This window comes from Kitasatospora sp. NPDC057692 (genome assembly GCF_042799475.1).
Lineage (GTDB): Bacteria > Actinomycetota > Actinomycetes > Streptomycetales > Streptomycetaceae > Kitasatospora.
Genome location: NZ_JBHVIV010000064.1, coordinates 21713 through 40006, shown reverse-complemented (window position 1 = coordinate 40006; position 18294 = coordinate 21713). Strand labels below are relative to the sequence as shown.

Sequence of the window (18294 nt, the reverse complement as noted above, 5' to 3'; positions counted from 1 at the left end):
CCCGCGGGCCCTTCCGCGTACCGCTTCCCGGGTGCCGCGCGCTCAGCGCTGCGCCGGCACCTCGGCGGCCAGCTCGGCCGGCACCTCGTTGGGGATCGCCCCGCCGAACCGGCGGTCGCGCATCGCGAACTGCTCGCAGGCCCGCCACAGGTCGCGGCGGTCGAAGTCCGGCCAGAGCACGTCCTGGAACACGAACTCCGCGTACGCCGACTGCCAGAGCAGGAAGTTGGACGTCCGCTGCTCGCCGCTGGGGCGCAGGAAGAGGTCCACGTCCGGCATGTCCGGGTGGTACAGGTACTTGGCGAGGGTCTTCTCGTTGACCTTCCGCGGGTCCAGCCGGCCCGCCGCCACGTCGGCCGCGATGGCCGCCGCCGCGTCCGCGATCTCGGCCCGGCCGCCGTAGTTGACGCACATGTACAGCGTGACGGCGTCGTTGTCCCTGGTCTGCTCCTCGGCGACCTGGAGCTCCTGGACGACGCTCTTCCACAGCTTGGGCATCCGGCCCGCCCAGCGCACCCGCACGCCCATCGCGTCCATCTCGTCGCGGCGGCGGTGGATGACGTCCCGGTTGAAGTTCATCAGGAACTTCACCTCGTCGGGTGAGCGCTTCCAGTTCTCGGTGGAGAACGCGTACAGCGAGATGTTCTTCACGCCCAGCTCGATCGCGCCCTTCAGCACGTCCAGCACGACGCCCTCGCCGACCTTGTGGCCCTCGGTGCGCGGCAGCCCGCGCTCCTTCGCCCAGCGGCCGTTGCCGTCCATCACGATCGCGACGTGGTTGGGGACCAGCTCGCCGGGGATCTTCGGGGGCCGGGCACCGCTGGGGTGCGGGGTCGGGGGGAGGTACTCCCTCTGCTTGCCGCCGCCGAAGAGCCGTCGCGCTGCCATGTGCTCACTTCTCCACGTATCTCATCGAGCGGATGCCCCGCTCCAGGTGCCACTGCAGATAGGCCGCGACCAGGCCGCTGCCCTCCCGCCAGTACCTCGGCTCGGCGGCGTCGGCCGTCCGCCAGTCCCCGGACAGCAGCGCCCCGAGCAGTACCAGTGTCTCAGGGGAGGGTACGGCACATCCGGGCACGCGGCAGTCCGGGCAGAGCACGCCGCCCGCCTGGAGCGAGAAGAACCGGTTGGGGCCCTCCATGCCGCACTTGGCGCAGTCGTCGAAGCTCGCGCCGTACCCGTTGACCGCGAGCGACCGCAGCAGGAAGGCGTCCAGCACCAGGTGCGACTCGTGCTGCCCGGCCGCCAGCGTGCGCAGGCCACCGACCAGCAGCAGGTACTGCTGGACGGCCGGCTGGCCCTCGTTCTCGGCGAACCGCTCCGCCGTCTCCAGCATGGCCGTGCCGGCGGTGTAGCGGCCGTAGTCGGCGACGATCGGGCCGCCGTACGGGGCGATCGTCTCCACCTGGGTGCACAGCGGCAACCCGCGGCCGACCAGCTCACTCCCCCGGCTGAAGAACTGCACGTCCACGTGCGAGAACGGCTCCAGGCGCGCACCGAACTTCGACTTGGTCTTGCGCACCCCGCGCGCCACCGCGCGCACCTTGCCGTGGTTGCGGGTGAGCAGGGTGATGATCCGGTCGGCCTCGCCGAGCTTCTGCGCCCGGAGCACCACTCCGTCGTCCCGGAACAGGCTCATGCGCCCGCCTCGCCGCAGCGGGCCCGGCGGGCCTCGAACAGTGTGGACATCCCACCATTGTCCCCCAGCCGCCCGGCCGCGACCGACAGCCGTGTGCCCGCACCGGGCCGTGGGGGGTCGCCGAACGGTGCGGGTCACGGCGGGCCCCGGAGGGGGGTGGGGCCCGGTTTGTGGGGGTCCGGGGGAGAGCGGGTCTAGTACGGCGCCCGGGTCGCCGCCTCCAGCAGCGCCCCCACCCGCGCCTGCGGCAGGTCCAGGCAGCGCCCGACGGCGTCCAGCGCGTCCCGCTCCTGCGGCCGGTAGCGGCCGTCGGCCAGGGCGATCGCCGCGCCCTGCAGCAGCAGCCGCTCCCGGCCCGGCTGGGCCAGGTGCGGGGCGAGCGGTTCGAGCACCGCGTGCAGCTCCACGGCCAGCCCGCCGGCCATGCCGTGCGCGTCGTACAGTTCGCCGCCGAGCCCGGACAGCGCCGCCAGCGCGGCCAGCACCTGGGCCTCGCCGCAGTCCTCGAACCCGGCGTCCCGGACCGCCGCGCAGGCGGCCTCGCGGGCCGCGCGGTGCGCGGTGCCGCCGGCGGCCAGCAGGGCCAGCGCGACGGTGTACTGCGCGTCGCGCAGCATCCCGCCCAGGCGTACGCAGGTGGGCTGCTCCAGGCTCTCCACCCCGAACCGGCCGTGGCAGCTGGTGCACTGCACGCTGCCGATCACCGGTCCGAGCGGAAGCACCGGGGTGCCCAGCAGCCGCAGCCACCGCCGGCCGTGCTGCCGGCGGTAGTTGCGGTCCCCGCCGCAGCCTGGACAGAAGAAGTCACCGAGAACGTCAGTCCGCCACCGCGGGCGAACACCCCACATCCCTGTCACGGCGCCACTCCCCAGACATGGCAGGCGGCCTGCACAACAATGGGCAGGTCACGCGACCGGCCGCCGGACCGTCCCACCGGCCCGGCCTTCCGGTGGGACGATGTTGCCACGGTTGCCGACAGGTGTCAGTACTTCGAACGGCCCGATCCCGGAAAAAATGTGGCGCAGGACACAGCGCGCGCGCCCCGGGCCCCGCGCCCGCCCGGCCCGCGCCGGGAACGCCGCCGGGCCGCCCCGAACGGGACGGCCCGGCCACGACCACTCGTACGAACTACCCGCGCCGCGCCCGGTTGACGGCGCTGATCATCGCCTTCAGCGAGGCCAGCACGGTGTTGCCGTCGATCCCGACGCCCCACAGCACCCGGCCGTCCACCGCGCACTCGACGTACGCCGCGGCCTGGGCGTCGCCGCCCTCGCTCAGCGCGTGCTCGGCGTAGTCCAGCACCCGGACGTCCACGCCGATCTGCGCCAGCGCGTCGGCGAACGCCGAGACCGGGCCGTTGCCGGTACCGGCCAGGGTGACCGGCGTGCCGTCCACCACGGCCTCGGCGGTCAGCGCGTCCCGGCCGTCCTCGGTGGTCAGGGTGCGCGAGCCGCTCAGCGAGATCCGGCCCCACGGGTTCGCCGTGGTCGGCAGGTACTCGTCCTCGAAGACCCGCCAGATCTCGGCCGGGGTGACCTCGCCGCCCTCGGCGTCGGTCATGGTCTGGATGATCCGGGAGAACTCGATCTGCATCCGGCGCGGCAGGTCCAGCTTGTGGTCGTTCTTCAGCACGTAGGCCACGCCGCCCTTGCCGGACTGGCTGTTGACCCGGATGACCGCCTCGTAGGTGCGGCCGACGTCCTTCGGGTCGATCGGCAGGTACGGCACGCCCCAGGTGTGCTCCTCGACCGGCACGCCCGCCGCGGCCGCGTCCGCCGCCAGGACGTCGAAGCCCTTCTTGATGGCGTCCTGGTGCGAGCCGGAGAAGGAGGTGTACACCAGGTCGCCGGCGTACGGGTGGCGCGGGTGCACCTCCATCTGGTTGCAGTACTCGGCGGTGCGGCGCACCTCGTCGATGTCGGAGAAGTCGATCTGCGGGTCGATGCCCTGCGAGAACAGGTTCATCCCCAGCGTCACCAGGTCGACGTTGCCGGTCCGCTCGCCCTGCCCGAACAGGCAGCCCTCGATCCGGTCGGCGCCGGCCATGTAGGCCAGCTCGGCGGAGGCGACGGCGGTGCCCCGGTCGTTGTGCGGGTGCACCGACAGGCAGACGAACTCGCGGCGTGACAGGTGGCGCGACATCCACTCGAACTGGTCGGCCTGGACGTTCGGGGTGGCCCGCTCGACGGTGGCCGGCAGGTTCAGGATGATCTCGCGGCCCTCGCCCGGCTGCCAGACGTCCATGACCGCCTCGCAGACCTCCAGGGCGAAGTCCAGCTCGGTGTCGACGAAGATCTCCGGCGAGTACTGGTAGCCGAAGACGGTGTCCCCGCCCAGCAGCTTCTCGGCGTACTCCATCACCAGCCGGGTGCCGTCGGTGGCGATCGCCTTGGTGGCCGCCCGGTCGTTGCGGAACACCACCCGGCGGAACAGCGGCGCGGTCGCGTTGTACAGGTGCACGGTCGCGCGCGGCGCGCCGACCAGCGACTCGATCGTCTTCTCGATCAGCTCCTCGCGCGCCTGGGTCAGCACCGAGATGGTGACGTCCTCCGGGATCGCCCCCTCCTCGATCAGCGAGCGCACGAAGGCGTGGTCGGTGGCCCCGGAGGAGGGGAAGCCGACCTCGATCTCCTTGTAGCCCATCGCGACCAGCAGGTCGAACATCTTGCGCTTGCGGGCCGGGGACATCGGGTCGATCAGCGCCTGGTTGCCGTCCCGCAGGTCGGTGGAGAGCCAGCGCGGCGCCTTGGTGATCACCTTCGACGGCCAGGTGCGGTCCGGCAGGTCGACGGTGCCGAAGGGCAGGTAGCGGCCGTACCGCATGCCGGACGGCCGCTGGCGTACCGAGCCGGCGGTGATCGGGGTGGGGCGGTCGACGAACGCGCGGGCGGCGGGCACGGGCGCGGCGGAGCTCTGCTCGGTCATGGGGGTGAGTCTCGGCTTCCTGTGATGCGTGGTGCGGGCTGGTCGGGGCGGTGTCCTCACCCGACTCGGCCGGCCTGCTGCCGCTCGCGACCCGCAGGCGGGTCACCCGAATTCAGCGCGCAGCACAGTCCCCGCGGCGAGGGAGCCGGCCCTTGGTGGACTACAGGCCCTCGACGCGGCAGCTAAGAAGAAGCAGCCCGTTGCGCATGATGCGGCCCAGCCTAACCCAGCGCCGCGCGACCCCGAAGCGGGCCGCCCGGTCTTCCCACCCCTTGAGACGGCGCGCGGGAGCGGACGGGCGGCGCGCAATCCCGTCCGCGCCGGTGACAACACGTCATCGATGCCTCACCCTGGGCCACATGACAGCCGAACCGACGCTCTGCGCGATCGTTCCGCCGTACGTCCTGGACCGCCTCGCCGAGGACGGTCACGAGCCCGCCGCCCGCTCCCTCGCCCTCGACGCCGCGCACCGGGCCGCGCGGCTCACCGCCGACCTCCCCGCCGCCGCCCCGGCCGCCGCCGACCGCCTGGAGCGAGTGGTCTCCGACGCCGGGCACCGCGAACGCCTGCCCGGCCGCACGGTGCGCCGGGAGGGCGAGAACCCGCTGTCCGACCGGTCCGTGAACCACGCCTACGACGGCCTCGGCGACACCTGGACCCTGTTCTCCGCCGTCTTCGGGCGGCACTCCATCGACGACCAGGGCCTGCGGCTGGACGCCACCGTCCACTACGGCCGGAACTACGACAACGCCTTCTGGGACGGCCGGCGGATGGTCTTCGGGGACGGCGACGGCGAGGTGTTCGGCGACTTCACCGCCTGCGTCGACGTGATCGGCCACGAACTCACCCACGGCGTCACCCAGTTCACCGCCGGCCTGGAGTACCGCGACCAGCCCGGGGCACTCAACGAATCGGTCTCCGACGTCTTCGGCTCCCTGGTCAAGCAGTACGCGCTGGGGCAGGACGCCGCCGCGGCGGACTGGCTGATCGGCGCCGGGCTGCTCGCCCCCGGCGTGCAGGGGGTCGCGCTGCGCTCGATGAGGGCGCCCGGCACCGCGTACGACGACCCGCGGCTCGGCAAGGACCCGCAGCCCGCCCACCTGCGCGACTACGTGCGCACCTCCCAGGACAACGGCGGGGTGCACATCAACTCGGGCATCCCCAACCACGCCTTCTACCTGCTCGCCACCGCGCTCGGCGGCCCGGCCTGGGAGCGCGCCGGCCGGATCTGGTACGACGCGCTGACCGGCCGGCGACTGCCCGGGGACGCCGACTTCACCGCCTTCGCCCGGGCCACCGTCGCCGCCGCGAAGGCCCGCTACCCGGAGCCGGAGGTGGCCGACACGGTGACCGCGTCCTGGGCGAAGGTCGGCATCAGCCCGACTTGAGTCGCACTTAAGTCAAGGTCCGGGAAAACCCCGGCAAACGCCATCGCTGGGTAGCACCATGGACACCATGCGTATCCAGGTGACCCGGACCGGCGGCCTCGCGGGACACGTCCGCCGCGCTGAGCTCGACACCACCGAGCGGGTGGACGCCCCGCACGTGCACGCGCTCGCCCGCGAGGCCGTAGCGGGCGGGCTGCGCACCCCCTCCTACGGGGTGCCGGACGGCTTCCACTACGAGATCACCGTCGACGGCCGGACGGTGCACTGCGCGGACCCCAAGCTCACCGAGTCCCAGCGCGAGCTGGTCTCCCTGGTCCTGCGCGAGGGGGCGTAGCGCGTGTCCGGCCGTGCGCCGGCGCCTCAGAGCCAGCCGTCGAGGGAGGCCAGGAAGCCCGCGAGGTCGTCCCGGTGGATGGTGTGGCCGGCCCCGGGCACCGTGCGGACCTCGTAGCCGAGGCCGCGCAGGACCGCGGCGTCCTCGGGCCCGATCAGCCGGCTGTTGTCGGCGAGCTGCACCAGCGAGGGCACGGCCGGGGCGCCGGGCAGCGCGGCCCCGCCGTGCAGCGCGGAGAGCGCGAACGCGGTGTCCGGGTCCCACAGCGCCAGGGTGGCCAGCTCCACCTCCACGTCGGCCGGGTCCCAGCGCGGGCTGACCGCGGCGATCTGCCCCCGGGTGGCCTCCTTGAACTGGGCGAAGACCGCCGGGTCGAAGAGGCCCGGCCGGGCGTACCGCCAGGCCGGGTCGGAGTAGACCGCCCGGGCGGGCCGCAGCCGCTCGACCGCGTGCAGCAGGGTCAGCGCGCCCAGCGAGTGGCCGACCGCCAGGTCCGCGCCCCTCGGCAGGGTGTCGACCAGGTCCTCGGCGTACCGCTCGGGGCCGTAGCGGTCCACCGGGGTGGCGCCCTCCCCGCGCGGGCTGGCGCCGTGGCCGCGCAGGTCGACGGCGATCACCCGGTAGCCGCGCTCGGCGAGCGCCGGGCCGACCGACCGCCAGCTGCGGTGGTCGGACATGATCCCGTGGACCAGCAGCGCGGTCCGGTCGCCGGCGCCCCACTCCCGTGTGTGCAGCTTCATGCCGCGCCCCCGCCGGTCAGAACCCGAGCTTGCGCAGCTGCTTCGGGTCCCGCTGCCAGTCCTTGGCGACCTTGACGTGCAGGTCCAGGAAGACCGGGGTGCCGAGCAGCGCCTCGATGTGCTTGCGGGCGGTGGTGCCGACGTGCTTGAGCCGGGCGCCCTTGGCCCCGATCACGATCGCCTTCTGGCTCTGCCGCTCGATGTAGACGTTGGCGTGGATGTCCAGCAGCGGCCGGTCGGCCGGGCGGCCCTCGCGCGGCAGCATCTCCTCGACCACGACGGCCAGCGAGTGCGGCAGCTCGTCGCGCACGCCCTCCAGCGCGGCCTCGCGGATCAGCTCGGCCACCATGATCTGCTCGGGCTCGTCGGTGAGGTCGCCGTCCGGGTAGAGCGGCATGCCCTCCGGCAGCAGCTTGCTGATCAGCTCGCCGACCAGCTCCACCTGGCCGGCCCTGCTCCCACCACCACCCTTGTTCGAGGGACTGCGTCCCACCTCCTGATCGCCCACCGCGGAGACCGGGATGATCTCGGCCCACTCGATGCCCAGCTCGGCGCCGAGCTGGTGGACGGCGATCAGCTGCTCGGCCAGCCGCTTGGAGTCGACCAGGTCGGTCTTGGTGACGATGGCCACCTTGGGGGTCTTCTTGATCTCGGCGAGCTCCTTGGCGATGAACTTGTCGCCGGGGCCGAGCTTCTGGTCGGCGGGCAGGCAGAAGCCGATCACGTCGACCTCGGCCCAGGTGCTGCGGACCAGGTCGTTGAGGCGCTCGCCGAGCAGGGTGCGCGGCTTGTGCAGGCCGGGGGTGTCGACCAGCACCAGCTGGGCGTCCGGGCGGTGCACGATGCCGCGGACGGTGTGCCGGGTGGTCTGCGGGCGGTCGGAGGTGATCGCGACCTTCGTCCCCACCAGGGCGTTGGTCAGGGTCGACTTGCCCGCGTTGGGCCGGCCGACGAAGCACGCGAAGCCGGAGCGGTACGAGGAGGAAGGGGCATTCATGGGCTCCATTCTCCCTGATCACCCCCGCCGGGGCGGACACCGGCCGCCCGGTCCCTCACTTCCTGCCCTTGAACGCCGCGCCCAGGCCCCAGCCGAGGACGATCAGCAGGAAGGCGACCGAGCCCCAGAGCCAGTACGGCGACCCGGTCTCCTGCCACTTGCCCATGCCCATCACGCCCGCCAGCAGCCCCGCGAAGAACGCGAACGTCCCCAGCATCGCCCAGCCCCCTCACCGTGCCGGTTCCCCGCCCATCCCCGGTGAGATTATCCGCCGAATCCAGCGGCTCCGGAACGCGCCGGCGCCCGGGGCACGAGCCCCGGGCGCCGGTCGACCGCACGCTCTCAGCGGGCCCCGACCGAGGCGCGCAGCGCCCCGTCCGGCCCGGCCAGCAGCAGCGGGGTGCCCGCGCCGCCGAGGTCCCGCACCGCGGCCAGGTCGGCCTCCGCGGGCTGCTCCGCCTCGGTCACCACGGCCGCCGCCTCCAGCGACTTCGCACCGCTGGCCACCGCCATCGCCACCGCCGTCTGCACCGCGCTCAGCCGCAGCGACTCCAGCGCGACCGTCCCGGCCACGTACGTGCGGCCGGTCTCGTCACGCACCGCGGCCCCCTCCGCCACGCCGTTGCGGGCGCGGACGGAGCGGGCCAGGGTGATGATCTTCTTGTCTTCGGGGTCCAGCTCGACGATGTCACTCATGCCCAGGAGCATAGGCCCCGGCCGCCGGGGTCCGGCGGGTGCTCAGTGCCCGATCGGGTTGGGCGGCCCGGGCCGCATCACCTTCACGAAGGTCTTGGGACCGGCCGGCAGCGGCTGTTCCTCCCCGGCCCGCTTGCGCCAGTACGGGTTGTCGTGCGGCAGGTGGCTGCTGACCCGCCCGTACATCCCGAACGCGGTGATCACCACGCCGAAGGCGAAGGCGAAGATCACGTTGTGGATGCCGAAGTTCAGGATGTTGGCGTCCGGCCGTTCGAGCACCGTCAGCCCGTAGAACCCGGAGAGGATGAACAGCACCCCGGCCGCCATGTTCAGATTGGCGGCGAAGTTCCCGCCGACGACGGCGCCGAGCACCAGGATCCCGCCCACCACGATGGACAGGATGCTCAGTGCGCCGTTGGTGGACATCCCCGCGATCTCGTTGCCCTCGGTGGACAGGAAGCCCGGGTGGTCGGCCAGCCCCAGGCAGCCGAACACGATCAGGAAGACCCCGCCGAGCCCCGCCCCGATCCGCCAGACCAGCACCAGTTTGTGGTCGACGGGCAGTTCGTCTTGCAGCTTCATGGCGACCTCCGAAGTGGCCGTAGCACCTGGCTAGCTGTAGGGGTGGGCCCCCTGCATGTGCGGCACCTCGTGCATGTACAGCGAGCCGCACTGCTGGCAGCCCCGGAGCCCGGTGCCCCACTCCTGCTCCGGCCGGGTCTCCGCCTCGGCGGGCATGGTCCGGCCGCAGAGCGCCACGGCCGGATCCCGCTCCCGCACGACGTGCCAGACCTTCACCCCGCCCGCGCTCCCCTGCGGGCCGTACTCCGCGCGAAGTTGGTGCGTCATGCCTCCCATCGTCGCCCCGGAAGCACCCGGACGCTACTCGCCGGCCTCCCGGCCGTCCCGCGCCCCGGCGCGCACCGGGGCGGCGACCACGGAGCCGATCCGGTTGCGGCGCCCGGCCGAGCTCTCGGCGGTCAGCCGGATCGCGGTCAGGCCGCCCGGGATCTCCTCCGGCACCGGGATCTCGCAGGACGATCCGGGGATCGGCACCCGGCCCAGGTGCTTGGCCAGCAGGCCGCCGACCGTCTCGACGTCCTCGTCCTCCAGCTCGATCCCGAACAGCTCGCCGAGGTCCTCGACCAGCAGCCGCGCGGTGATCCGGTAGGAACCGTCCCCGAGGTCCTCCACCGGGGGGATCTCCCGGTCGTACTCGTCGGTGATCTCGCCGACGATCTCCTCCAGGATGTCCTCGATGGTGACCAGGCCGGCCGTGCCGCCGTACTCGTCGATCACGATCGCCACGTGGGAGCGCATCTGCTGCATCTCGCGCAGCAGGTCGGCGGCCGGCTTGGAGTCCGGGACGAACACCGCCGGGCGCAGCACCTCGCCGACCTCGTCGGACTCCGAGTCCCGGTTGATGTGGGTGCGGCGCACCAGGTCCTTGAGGTAGACGATGCCGACCACGTCGTCCTCGTTGTCGCCGACCACCGGGATCCGCGAGAAGCCCGAGCGCAGCGCCAGGGTCAGCGCCTGCCGCACGGTCTTGTGCCGCTCGATCATCACCAGGTCGGTGCGCGGCACCATCACCTCGCGGACGATGGTGTCGCCCAGCTCGAAGACCGAGTGCACCATCCGGCGCTCCTCGTCCTCGATGACGTCGTTCTTCTCCGCCAGGTCGACCAGGGCCCGCAGCTCCGCCTCGGAGGCGAACGGGCCCTCCTTGTAGCCCTTGCCGGGCGTCAGGGCGTTGCCGAGCAGGATCAGAAGCCGCGGGATCGGGCCGAGGATCCGGGCCAGCGGCAGCAGCACGAAGGAGGCCGCGGTCGCGGTCGTGAGCGGGTGCTGGCGGCCGATCGTGCGCGGCGAGACGCCCACCGCCACGAAGGACACCAGCACCATCACGCCGAACGCCAGCAGCACGGCCTGCCAGGTCGTGTCGATGGTGCGCACACACACCACGGTGACCAGGACCGCCGCCGCCATCTCGCTGGCGACCCGGATCAGGGTGGCCAGGTTGAGGTAGCGGATCGGGTCGGTGGCCAGTGCCAGCAGCCGGGCCGAGCCCTTGCGCCCGGAGCGCACGGCCTCCTCCGCCCGGAACCGGGAGACCCGGGAGATGCCCGCCTCGGCGCAGGCGGCCAGCCAGCCGAGCACGACCAGCAGCACGGCACCGAGGATGAAACTCGTACTCTCACCACTCACAGGGGTTCGGGCTCCGCGCTCAGTGGGTGGTGGGGGCCGGCGAGATGCCGCCGAGGCCCCGCTCGGCCCGCCAGCCGTCGAGGATCGCCTTCTGGAGGCCGAACATCTCGGCCTCCTCGTCCGGCTCCTCGTGGTCGTAGCCGAGCACGTGCAGCACGCCGTGCACGGTGAGCAGCTGCAGCTCCTCGTCCATCGAGTGCTTCGACGGGGCCGCCTTGCCCTGCTGCTCGGCGACCTCGGGGCAGAGCACGATGTCGCCGAGCAGGCCCTGCGGGAGCTCCTCGCCCTCCTTGCCGGGGCGCAGCTCGTCCATCGGGAAGGACATCACGTCCGTCGGGCCCGGGAGGTCCATCCACTGGATGTGCAGCTCCTCCATCGCCGCTCCGTCCACCAGGATCACGGACAGTTCGGACTGCGGGTGGATCCGCATCTTGTCCAGTGCGTAGCGGGCGACGTCGAGGATGGACTCCTCGTCGGCGTCCCAACCGGACTCGTTGGCGATGTCGATCGACATGAGGGGCTGGTTACTCAGCTTTCGGTGCGATGGGACTGTCGGGGTGCGCGCGAGCCGCGCCGCTGGGCGGGCTTGACCGGGAGCCTGCGCTCCTCGGTCTCCTGGGCCTCCTGGCGGGCGTCCCAGCGCTCGTACGCGTCCACGATCCGGCCGACCAGCTTGTGGCGGACCACGTCGGTGCTGGTGAGGACGGAGAAGTGGATGTCGGGCACGTCGACCAGGATCTCCTGGACGACCTTGAGGCCGCTGCGGGTGCCGCCCGGGAGGTCGATCTGGCTGGTGTCGCCGGTGACCACCACCCGGGAGTTGAACCCGAGGCGGGTGAGGAACATCTTCATCTGCTCGGGCGAGGTGTTCTGGGCCTCGTCGAGGATGATGAAGGCGTCGTTGAGGGTGCGGCCGCGCATGTAGGCGAGCGGCGCGACCTCGATGGTCCCGGCGGCCATCAGGCGCGGGATGGAGTCCGGGTCCATCATGTCGTGCAGGGCGTCGTACAGCGGGCGCAGGTACGGGTCGATCTTCTCGTAGAGGGTGCCGGGCAGGAAGCCCAGCCGCTCCCCCGCCTCGACGGCCGGCCGGGTCAGGATGATCCGGTTGACCTCCTTGGCCTGCAGGGCCTGGACGGCCTTGGCCATCGCCAGGTAGGTCTTGCCGGTGCCGGCCGGGCCGAGGCCGAAGACGATCGTGTGCTTGTCGATCGCGTCGACGTAGCGCTGCTGGTTGAGGGTCTTGGGGCGGATGGTCCGGCCCCGGTTGGACAGGATGTTCGCGGTGAACACCTGCGACGGCGCCGGGCTGTCCGGGTCCTCCGCGGCACCGCGGAGCATGGCGATGGAGCGCTCCACGGCGTCCTCCGTCAGGGGTTGGCCGGTGCGCAGCACCAGCATCATCTCGCTGAACAGCTGCTTGACGAGGGCCACCTCGGCGCGCGCGCCGGTCGCGGTCACCTCGTTGCCGCGGACGTGGATGTCGGCGGCGGGGAAGCCCTCCTCGATCACCCGCAGCAGCGAGTCGGCGGTGCCGAGCAGGGTGACCATCGGGTGCTTCTCGGGGATGACGATCCGGGCGCTGACGCGGCCGTCGTCGGCCGACTCGGGGCGCGGCTGTCCGTTGGTACGGGTCTGCGATGTGTCACTCATAGGTCGGCGCTGGGGCCTGCCTCATCCCATCCGTGTGTCGTGGTGCCGCTGGGTCTCTCCGGGGCACCAGGGTACGCCGCGCACGTGATCGACGCGGCGGGCGGCGGGGCCGCACCCGACGATGCTGCGGCAGATCGCCCAGGTGGCGCGAACGGTTTTCCGCGCCGTGCGCGCACCGGCCCGCGCGGGTGCGGGCGGGTGCGGGCCGGGTCACGCGCGCCGGGGCGGTACTGGTACCCGGGCGAGGTCCTCGGCAAGCACGATCGGGCCGTCGAAGTGCTTGCGGGCGTCGGCGAGGTGCTGGCCGAGGTCCGGGTAGCGCTGCGAGAAGTGGGTCAGCACCAGGCTGCGGGCGCCCGCCTCGGCGGCGACCTTGCCGGCCTGCCCGGCGGTGAGGTGGCCGTGGTCCTCGGCGAGCCGGGCGTCGGCGTCGGTGAAGGTGGCCTCGACGACCAGCAGGTCGGCGCGCTCGGCGAGCTCGTGCACGCCCTCGCAGAGCCGGGTGTCCATGACGAAGGCGAACCGCTGGCCGGGCCTCGGCTCGCTCACCTCGTCCAGGGTGACCCGCCGGCCGGCCGCCTCGATCGCGCCGTACCGCTGGAGCCGGCCGACGTCCGGGCCGCGGATGCCCAGGGAGGCCAGCCGTTCGGGCACCAGCCGGCGGCCGTCCGGCTCGCTCAGCCGGTAGCCGAAGGACTCGACGGGGTGCGAGAGCCGGACGGCGTCCAGCGCGAAGCGGGCGCCGGGCGCCGGCAGCGGGCCGGGCTCCTCGATCGGGCGGGGCCGCAGCACGGCCGTCTCGTGGTAGGCGGAGGCGTACCGCAGCCGCTCGAAGTACACCTCGCCGGAGGCCGGGAAGTAGACGTCCACCGGGTGCGGGACCCGGTCGAGGTTGATCCGCTGGATCACCCCGGCGAGGCCCAGGCTGTGGTCGCCGTGGAAGTGCGTGACGGCGATCCGGGTGAGCTGGGTGGCCGAGACCCCGGCGCGCAGCATCTGCCGCTGGGTGCCCTCGCCGGGGTCGAACAGCAGGCCCTCGCCGTCCCAGCGGAGCAGGTAGCCGTTGTGGTTGCGGTGCCGGGTCGGGACCTGGCTGGCGGTGCCGAGGACGACGAGTTCGCGCTGCGACACCCGACTAGACCATGCGCTCGGTCATCGGCTTGCCGCCGAGCACGTGGACGTGCGCGTGGAAGACCGTCTGCCCGGCGCCGGCGCCGGTGTTGAAGATCAGCCGGTAGTCCTCCAGGCCCTCGTCGGCGGCGACCCGGCCGGCCTCGGCGAGCAGCTCGCCGGCGGTCTCCGGCTCCTCGGCGGCCAGCGCGGCGGCGTTCGGGTAGTGGGCGTGCGGGATCACCAGGACGTGCACCGGGGCCTTCGGGGCGATGTCGCGGAAGGCGAGCACCCGCTCGGTCCTGCGCACCACGGTGGCCGGGATCCCGCCCGCCACGATCTTGCAGAACAGGCAGTCGGGCTGCGGCTCGCCGGCCATCGGGTTCTCCTCGCGGGTGCTGGTGCAGGTGCTGGGCGGGTCGTGCGTACGGCGGCATGCTAGGCCCTCCCTTTCGGGTCACGCCAGGCGGACGCGACCCGGAGGGGGAACCCGGCCGGGCCGCCGCGCGGCGGCCCGGCCGGGACCTACCGCTGCCCGGGCAGCGGCGGCGGGGTCCTCGCCGGCCGCTCGGCGAGCGCCGCCAGCGCCAGCCGGACCCCCTCGGCGAGCTGCGGGTCCTCCCCCGCCCCCCACGCGTGCGGCGGGAACGGCACCTCGACGTCCGGGTCCACGCCGTGGTTCTCCAGGCCCCAGCCGACCCGCTCCGACCAGAACGCGTACTTCGGCTGGGTCACCAGGGTGCCGTCGACCAGCGAGTAGCGGCTGTCGATGCCGATCACCCCGCCCCAGGTGCGGGTGCCGACCACCGGGCCGATGCCGAGCGCCTGGATGGCGGCGTTGACGATGTCGCCGTCCGAGCCGGAGTACTCGTCGGCCAGCGCGACGACCGGCCCGCGCGGCGCGTCCTCGGGGTAGGGCGCCGGGCTGGCGATGTCCCGGGCGACGCCCCAGCCGACGATCCGCCGGGACAGCTTCTCGATCACCAGCTGCGAGGTGTGCCCGCCCCGGTTGCCCCGGATGTCGACGATCACGCCCTCCCGGGCCATCTCCGAGCGCAGGTCGCGGTGGATCTGCGCCCAGCCGGTGGTCTGCATGTCGGGGACGTGCAGGTAGCCGAGCCGGCCCCCGGACAGCTCGCGCACGGCGGCCCGCCGGCCGGCCACCCAGTCGTGGTAGCGCAGCGCCTCGTCGTCGGCGAGCGGGACGACCACCGGGTGGCGCCGGTCGGTGCCGTCCTTGCCGGCCACGGTCAGCTCCACCGGCTGCCCGGCGGTGCCGGCGAGCAGCGGCGCCGGGCCGGTCACCGGGTCCACCGGGCGGCCGTTGACCGCCAGGACGGCGTCCCCCGGGCGGATCGCCGCGCCCGGGGCGGCCAGCGGCGAGTGCGCCCGCGGGTCCGAGGACTCGCCGGGCAGGATCCGGGCGATCCGCCACACCTCGCCGTCCCGGACCAGGTCGGCGCCGAGCAGGCCCTGCCGGCGGGCCGGCTCGGTGTGCCTCCCGTGCGGCACCACGTAGGCGTGCGAGGTGCCCAGCTCGCCGTGCACCTCCCAGAGCAGGTCCACCAGGTCGTCGTGCGAGCCGAGCCGCTCCACCAGCGGGCGGTAGCGGGCCAGCACCCCGGCCCAGTCCACCCCGGAGAGCTCCGGGTGCCAGAAGTTGTCCCGCATCAGGCGGCCGTTCTCGTCGTACATCTGCCGCCACTCGGCCGCCGGGTCGACGGTCACCCGCAGCCGGTCGAGGTCGACGTCGACCTCCTCGTCCTCGCCGGACGCCTTGTGGTCGGCGGGCAGGATCCGCAGCTCGCCCTCGTCCAGCACGGCCAGCCGGGTGCCGTCGCCGCTCACCGCGAACCCGTCCAGGCCGTCCACCAGCTGCTCGGCCCGGCGCTTGCGGAAGTCGAAGCGCTCCAGGGCGGGCCGCGGGCGGTCCTCCTCCAGTGAGGCGGCCTCGTCGCCCAGCTCGCCGACCAGCGGGACGCGCGTCCACAACACGCCGTCCTTGGCCGCCCGCAGGGCGCCGAACCGGCCGCCCTCCACCGGGAACGGCACGATCCGGTCGGCGATGCCGTCCAGGTCGACCCTGGTCACCGGCGGCGCGTCGGCCCCGCCCTCCTCACCGTCCGCCCGCTTGCCCCGGGGCTCCTCGTCCTCGCCGCCGGCCGGCCGCCCGGCCCGGCTCGGCCCGAACGGGTTCGGCGTGTCGGCGGCCAGCGTGATCAGGTACGGGCGGCAGCCGTTGGGGAACGACAGGTCGAAGACGTGCGAGTCGTACACCGGGTCGAAGTTGCGCACCGAGAGGAACGCCAGGTGCCGGCCGTCCGCGGTGAACGCCGGCGAGGTGTCGATGAACCGCTGCGGGGTCGCCTCGGAGACCGTCCGGGTGGCCAGGTTGGCCAGCACGATCTGGCGCAGCGACCACGGCCCGAGGGCCGGCTGCGACCAGGCCAGCCACGCCGAGTCCGGGCTGAACGCCAGCCCGCTGATCTCGCCGTCGGTGCTGTGCGCCAGCTCGTGCACGGCCCCGTCGGCCAGCGCGACCAGCAGCACCCGGCCGTCGTGCGAGCCGACCGCCAGCTGCTTGCCGTCCGGCGACACCAGCAGCGTGCGGACCCGCCCCAGCCGCCCGGCGGCCAGCCGGCGGCGCTCGGCGCCGAGCACGGCGGGCGCGTACTCGACCGCGTCGTCGCCCTCGGCGTCGGTCACCCAGACCACGCCCTGCGCGCCGTCCTCGCCCGCCGGGCCCGGCACCACCCTGGCGAGGCGGCCGCGCACGCCCGGCGTCTCGTCCAGCACCCGGGCCGGGCCCTCCCGGTGGGTGAGCCAGTGCACGGTGCCGCGCACCACCACCGCGCCGGCCCGGCCGGTGCGGTCCGGGGCGGCGCCCTCCAGCCAGTGGGCGGCGGACACCGGGCGGGGGCGGCGGCCGGTGCGCGGGCCGGCCGGCCGGACGTCGAGGCGGCGCGGCTCGGCGCCGGCCAGGTCGTCCAGCAGCCACAGGTCGCCGGCGGTGTGCCAGACCGTCCGGGTGCCGTCGGTGGTGGCGTCGCGGGCGTAGAAGCCCTCCGGGGAGCCGCCGTGGCGGCGCAGGTCGGAGCCGTCCGGGAGGCTGGAGTACAGCGCGCCGACGCCCTCGTGGTCGGAGAGGAACGCGATCCGCTCCCCCACCCACAGCGGCGACTCGATGTTGCCGTCCAGCTCCTCGTGGACGCGCTCGAAGCGCTCGGCGCCGATCCACAGCTTGCCGGTCCGCCCGCCCCGGTACCGCTTCCACCAGGCCGGCTCCACGCCGAACGCCGAGACCAGCAGCGCCCGCTCGCCGCCCGGCTCGAAGGCCAGCCCGCCGACCGGCCCGTAGGGCAGCCGTACCGGCTCGCCGCCGTCCAGCGGCACGGCGTGCGCCCAGGTGCGGCGCAGCGAGGCCTGACCGGCGGCGGTGGTGGCGATCGGCCGGCCGTCGGCCGTCCAGCCCCGCAGCTGGGTCTGGGCGTCGCCCCAGTGGGTGAGCCGGCGCGACGGGCCGCCGTCCACCGGCGCGAGGTGCACCTCGGGGGCGCCGTCCCGGGTGGAGGTGAACGCGACGTACCGGCCGTCCGGGGAGAACCGGGGGCGGCGGACCGGGACGTGGTCGGCCGTCAGCCGCCAGGCCCGGCCGCCGTCCAGCGGGGCGAGCCACACGTCGTTCTCGGCCACGAAGGCGATCAGGTCGCCGTGCAGGTGCGGGTGGCGCAGATAGGCGCCCACGGGAGTGCTCTCGGGTTCGCTCACACCCGTCACCCTAGGCAGCGGTCCGCGTCGCGCGCCGGGACTTTCCCGACCACGACCCCCTGCGGGGGACGCCGCGGCTACGACCAGCGGCCGGTGCGGCCCAGCAGCAGCGAGCCCGCCGCCACGCCGGCGGTGGAGGTGCGCAGCACGGACGGGCCGAGCCGGTACGGCTTCGCGCCGGCCCCGGCGAAGGCGGCCAGCTCCTCCGGGGAGACCCCGCCCTCCGGGCCGACCACCAGCACCAGGTCCCCGGCGCCGGGCAGTGCGGCCCCGGCCAGCGGCTCGGCGCCCTCCTCGTGCAGCACCGCCGCGAACGCGGCGCCGGCCAGCACCGGGGCCAGCTGCCGGGTGGTCACCAGGTCGCGGACCTCGGGGAAGCGCAGCCGGCGGGACTGCTTGCCGGCCTCCCGCGCGGTGGCCCGCCACTTGGCGAGCGCCTTGGCGCCGCGCTCGCCCTTCCACTGGGTGATGCAGCGCGAGGCCGCCCAGGGGATCACCACGTCCACGCCGACCTCGGTCATGGTCTCGACGGCCAGCTCGCCCCGGTCGCCCTTGGGCAGCGCCTGGACGACGACGATCCGCGGCGCCGGCAGCGGCTCGCGGCGCACGGCCGCCACCGCCACCTCGACCGCGTCCTTGCCGTGCACCGCCGCGACGGTGCCGTCCACGCCGAGTCCGAGGCCGTCCGCCAGGGTGACCGCCTCGCCCGGCTCCAGCCGCTTCACGGCGGCCGCGTGCCGGCCCTCCGGCCCGTCCAGCCGCACCAGCGCGCCGGGCGCGGCGGCGGCGATCCGCTCGGTGTCGACGACGAACACGGGCGCGGTCATGCGGGGAAC

Annotated in this window: 19 protein-coding genes; 2 read left to right on the top strand and 17 right to left on the bottom strand. The window is 73.8% G+C overall.

The annotated features are described in order from the left end of the window. Nucleotides 1-42: 42 nt before the first annotated feature. From ACFVFS_RS29380 to leuA, 4 genes are all read right to left on the bottom strand, one after another. Nucleotides 43-888 carry an isoprenyl transferase gene (locus tag ACFVFS_RS29380; protein WP_380627793.1) on the bottom strand — a complete coding sequence of 282 codons (846 nt, stop codon included), beginning with the start codon at nucleotides 886-888 and terminating at the stop codon, nucleotides 43-45. A 4-nt stretch (nucleotides 889-892) separates the two neighbouring features. Continuing rightward, entirely contained in the window at nucleotides 893-1639 is a 747-nt protein-coding gene (gene recO / locus ACFVFS_RS29375; RefSeq protein WP_380627791.1) for a DNA repair protein RecO, read from the bottom strand. A 194-nt stretch (nucleotides 1640-1833) separates the two neighbouring features. Further along, nucleotides 1834-2487 carry a TerB family tellurite resistance protein gene (locus tag ACFVFS_RS29370; protein ID WP_376091293.1) on the bottom strand — a complete coding sequence of 218 codons (654 nt, stop codon included), beginning with the start codon at nucleotides 2485-2487 and terminating at the stop codon, nucleotides 1834-1836. Between the two features lie 280 nt (nucleotides 2488-2767). Then, the gene (gene leuA / locus ACFVFS_RS29365; RefSeq protein ID WP_380627789.1) at nucleotides 2768-4564 is read right to left on the bottom strand and encodes a 2-isopropylmalate synthase; all 1797 of its coding nucleotides are present in this window, start codon (nucleotides 4562-4564) and stop codon (nucleotides 2768-2770) included. A 359-nt stretch (nucleotides 4565-4923) separates the two neighbouring features. Here leuA and ACFVFS_RS29360 point away from each other — a divergent pair, with 359 nt between their 5' ends. Continuing rightward, entirely contained in the window at nucleotides 4924-5952 is a 1029-nt protein-coding gene (locus ACFVFS_RS29360) for a M4 family metallopeptidase (protein WP_380627788.1), read from the top strand. Between the two features lie 67 nt (nucleotides 5953-6019). Next, complete coding sequence (locus ACFVFS_RS29355) at nucleotides 6020-6286, top strand: protealysin inhibitor emfourin (protein WP_344337572.1); 267 nt, start codon at nucleotides 6020-6022, stop codon at nucleotides 6284-6286. 26 nt (nucleotides 6287-6312) lie between these two features. On the opposite strand, the gene ACFVFS_RS29350 is transcribed toward ACFVFS_RS29355, so the two are convergent. From ACFVFS_RS29350 to ACFVFS_RS29290, 13 genes are all read right to left on the bottom strand, one after another. Then, nucleotides 6313-7026 (bottom strand): alpha/beta fold hydrolase, encoded by a 714-nt coding sequence (locus ACFVFS_RS29350; protein WP_380627785.1) that lies wholly within the window; start codon nucleotides 7024-7026, stop codon nucleotides 6313-6315. Nucleotides 7027-7042: 16 nt separating this feature from the next. Then, on the bottom strand, nucleotides 7043-8023 hold the full coding sequence (locus tag ACFVFS_RS29345; RefSeq protein WP_380627783.1) for a GTPase Era: 981 nt from the start codon (nucleotides 8021-8023) through the stop codon (nucleotides 7043-7045). A gap of 55 nt (nucleotides 8024-8078) precedes the next feature. Further along, a complete protein-coding gene (locus ACFVFS_RS29340) occupies nucleotides 8079-8240 on the bottom strand; it encodes a hypothetical protein (RefSeq protein ID WP_380627781.1) in 162 nt (53 codons plus the stop codon). 125 nt (nucleotides 8241-8365) lie between these two features. Further along, nucleotides 8366-8731, bottom strand: a complete 366-nt coding sequence (locus ACFVFS_RS29335) for a cytidine deaminase (protein ID WP_380627779.1) — start codon at nucleotides 8729-8731, stop codon at nucleotides 8366-8368. Nucleotides 8732-8761: 30 nt separating this feature from the next. After that, the gene (locus tag ACFVFS_RS29330) at nucleotides 8762-9301 is read right to left on the bottom strand and encodes a DUF4383 domain-containing protein (protein WP_380627777.1); all 540 of its coding nucleotides are present in this window, start codon (nucleotides 9299-9301) and stop codon (nucleotides 8762-8764) included. A gap of 30 nt (nucleotides 9302-9331) precedes the next feature. Then, on the bottom strand, nucleotides 9332-9568 hold the full coding sequence (locus ACFVFS_RS29325) for a hypothetical protein (RefSeq protein WP_380627775.1): 237 nt from the start codon (nucleotides 9566-9568) through the stop codon (nucleotides 9332-9334). A gap of 33 nt (nucleotides 9569-9601) precedes the next feature. After that, nucleotides 9602-10927: a hemolysin family protein gene (locus tag ACFVFS_RS29320; protein WP_380627773.1), complete on the bottom strand. Its 1326-nt coding sequence runs from the start codon at nucleotides 10925-10927 to the stop codon at nucleotides 9602-9604. Between the two features lie 19 nt (nucleotides 10928-10946). Further along, on the bottom strand, nucleotides 10947-11441 hold the full coding sequence (gene ybeY / locus ACFVFS_RS29315) for an rRNA maturation RNase YbeY (RefSeq protein ID WP_355375134.1): 495 nt from the start codon (nucleotides 11439-11441) through the stop codon (nucleotides 10947-10949). A 14-nt stretch (nucleotides 11442-11455) separates the two neighbouring features. Next, nucleotides 11456-12580 (bottom strand): PhoH family protein, encoded by a 1125-nt coding sequence (locus ACFVFS_RS29310; RefSeq protein WP_380627771.1) that lies wholly within the window; start codon nucleotides 12578-12580, stop codon nucleotides 11456-11458. 210 nt (nucleotides 12581-12790) lie between these two features. After that, entirely contained in the window at nucleotides 12791-13711 is a 921-nt protein-coding gene (locus tag ACFVFS_RS29305; protein WP_380627769.1) for a ribonuclease Z, read from the bottom strand. Between the two features lie 4 nt (nucleotides 13712-13715). Further along, nucleotides 13716-14069 (bottom strand): histidine triad nucleotide-binding protein, encoded by a 354-nt coding sequence (locus ACFVFS_RS29300; protein WP_380627767.1) that lies wholly within the window; start codon nucleotides 14067-14069, stop codon nucleotides 13716-13718. Between the two features lie 146 nt (nucleotides 14070-14215). Further along, nucleotides 14216-17458 (bottom strand): PDZ domain-containing protein, encoded by a 3243-nt coding sequence (locus ACFVFS_RS29295; protein WP_380627765.1) that lies wholly within the window; start codon nucleotides 17456-17458, stop codon nucleotides 14216-14218. 77 nt (nucleotides 17459-17535) lie between these two features. After that, entirely contained in the window at nucleotides 17536-18285 is a 750-nt protein-coding gene (locus ACFVFS_RS29290; protein WP_380627763.1) for a 16S rRNA (uracil(1498)-N(3))-methyltransferase, read from the bottom strand. Nucleotides 18286-18294: the final 9 nt, after the last annotated feature.

Bases quoted from the DNA above. Each gene is read 5' to 3' on its own strand.
- ACFVFS_RS29360 (WP_380627788.1), top strand. From the start codon at position 4,924: ATGACAGCCGAACCGACGCTCTGCGCGATCGTTCCGCCGTACGTCCTG.
- ybeY (WP_355375134.1), bottom strand. From the start codon at position 11,441: ATGTCGATCGACATCGCCAACGAGTCCGGTTGGGACGCCGACGAGGAG.
- ACFVFS_RS29380 (WP_380627793.1), bottom strand. From the start codon at position 888: ATGGCAGCGCGACGGCTCTTCGGCGGCGGCAAGCAGAGGGAGTACCTC.
- ACFVFS_RS29300 (WP_380627767.1), bottom strand. From the start codon at position 14,069: ATGGCCGGCGAGCCGCAGCCCGACTGCCTGTTCTGCAAGATCGTGGCG.
- ACFVFS_RS29325 (WP_380627775.1), bottom strand. From the start codon at position 9,568: ATGACGCACCAACTTCGCGCGGAGTACGGCCCGCAGGGGAGCGCGGGC.
- ACFVFS_RS29335 (WP_380627779.1), bottom strand. From the start codon at position 8,731: ATGCTCCTGGGCATGAGTGACATCGTCGAGCTGGACCCCGAAGACAAG.
- ACFVFS_RS29350 (WP_380627785.1), bottom strand. From the start codon at position 7,026: ATGAAGCTGCACACACGGGAGTGGGGCGCCGGCGACCGGACCGCGCTG.
- ACFVFS_RS29370 (WP_376091293.1), bottom strand. From the start codon at position 2,487: ATGTGGGGTGTTCGCCCGCGGTGGCGGACTGACGTTCTCGGTGACTTC.
- ACFVFS_RS29330 (WP_380627777.1), bottom strand. From the start codon at position 9,301: ATGAAGCTGCAAGACGAACTGCCCGTCGACCACAAACTGGTGCTGGTC.
- ACFVFS_RS29290 (WP_380627763.1), bottom strand. From the start codon at position 18,285: ATGACCGCGCCCGTGTTCGTCGTCGACACCGAGCGGATCGCCGCCGCC.
- ACFVFS_RS29310 (WP_380627771.1), bottom strand. From the start codon at position 12,580: ATGAGTGACACATCGCAGACCCGTACCAACGGACAGCCGCGCCCCGAG.
- ACFVFS_RS29355 (WP_344337572.1), top strand. From the start codon at position 6,020: ATGCGTATCCAGGTGACCCGGACCGGCGGCCTCGCGGGACACGTCCGC.
- ACFVFS_RS29340 (WP_380627781.1), bottom strand. From the start codon at position 8,240: ATGCTGGGGACGTTCGCGTTCTTCGCGGGGCTGCTGGCGGGCGTGATG.
- leuA (WP_380627789.1), bottom strand. From the start codon at position 4,564: ATGACCGAGCAGAGCTCCGCCGCGCCCGTGCCCGCCGCCCGCGCGTTC.
- ACFVFS_RS29345 (WP_380627783.1), bottom strand. From the start codon at position 8,023: ATGAATGCCCCTTCCTCCTCGTACCGCTCCGGCTTCGCGTGCTTCGTC.
- recO (WP_380627791.1), bottom strand. From the start codon at position 1,639: ATGAGCCTGTTCCGGGACGACGGAGTGGTGCTCCGGGCGCAGAAGCTC.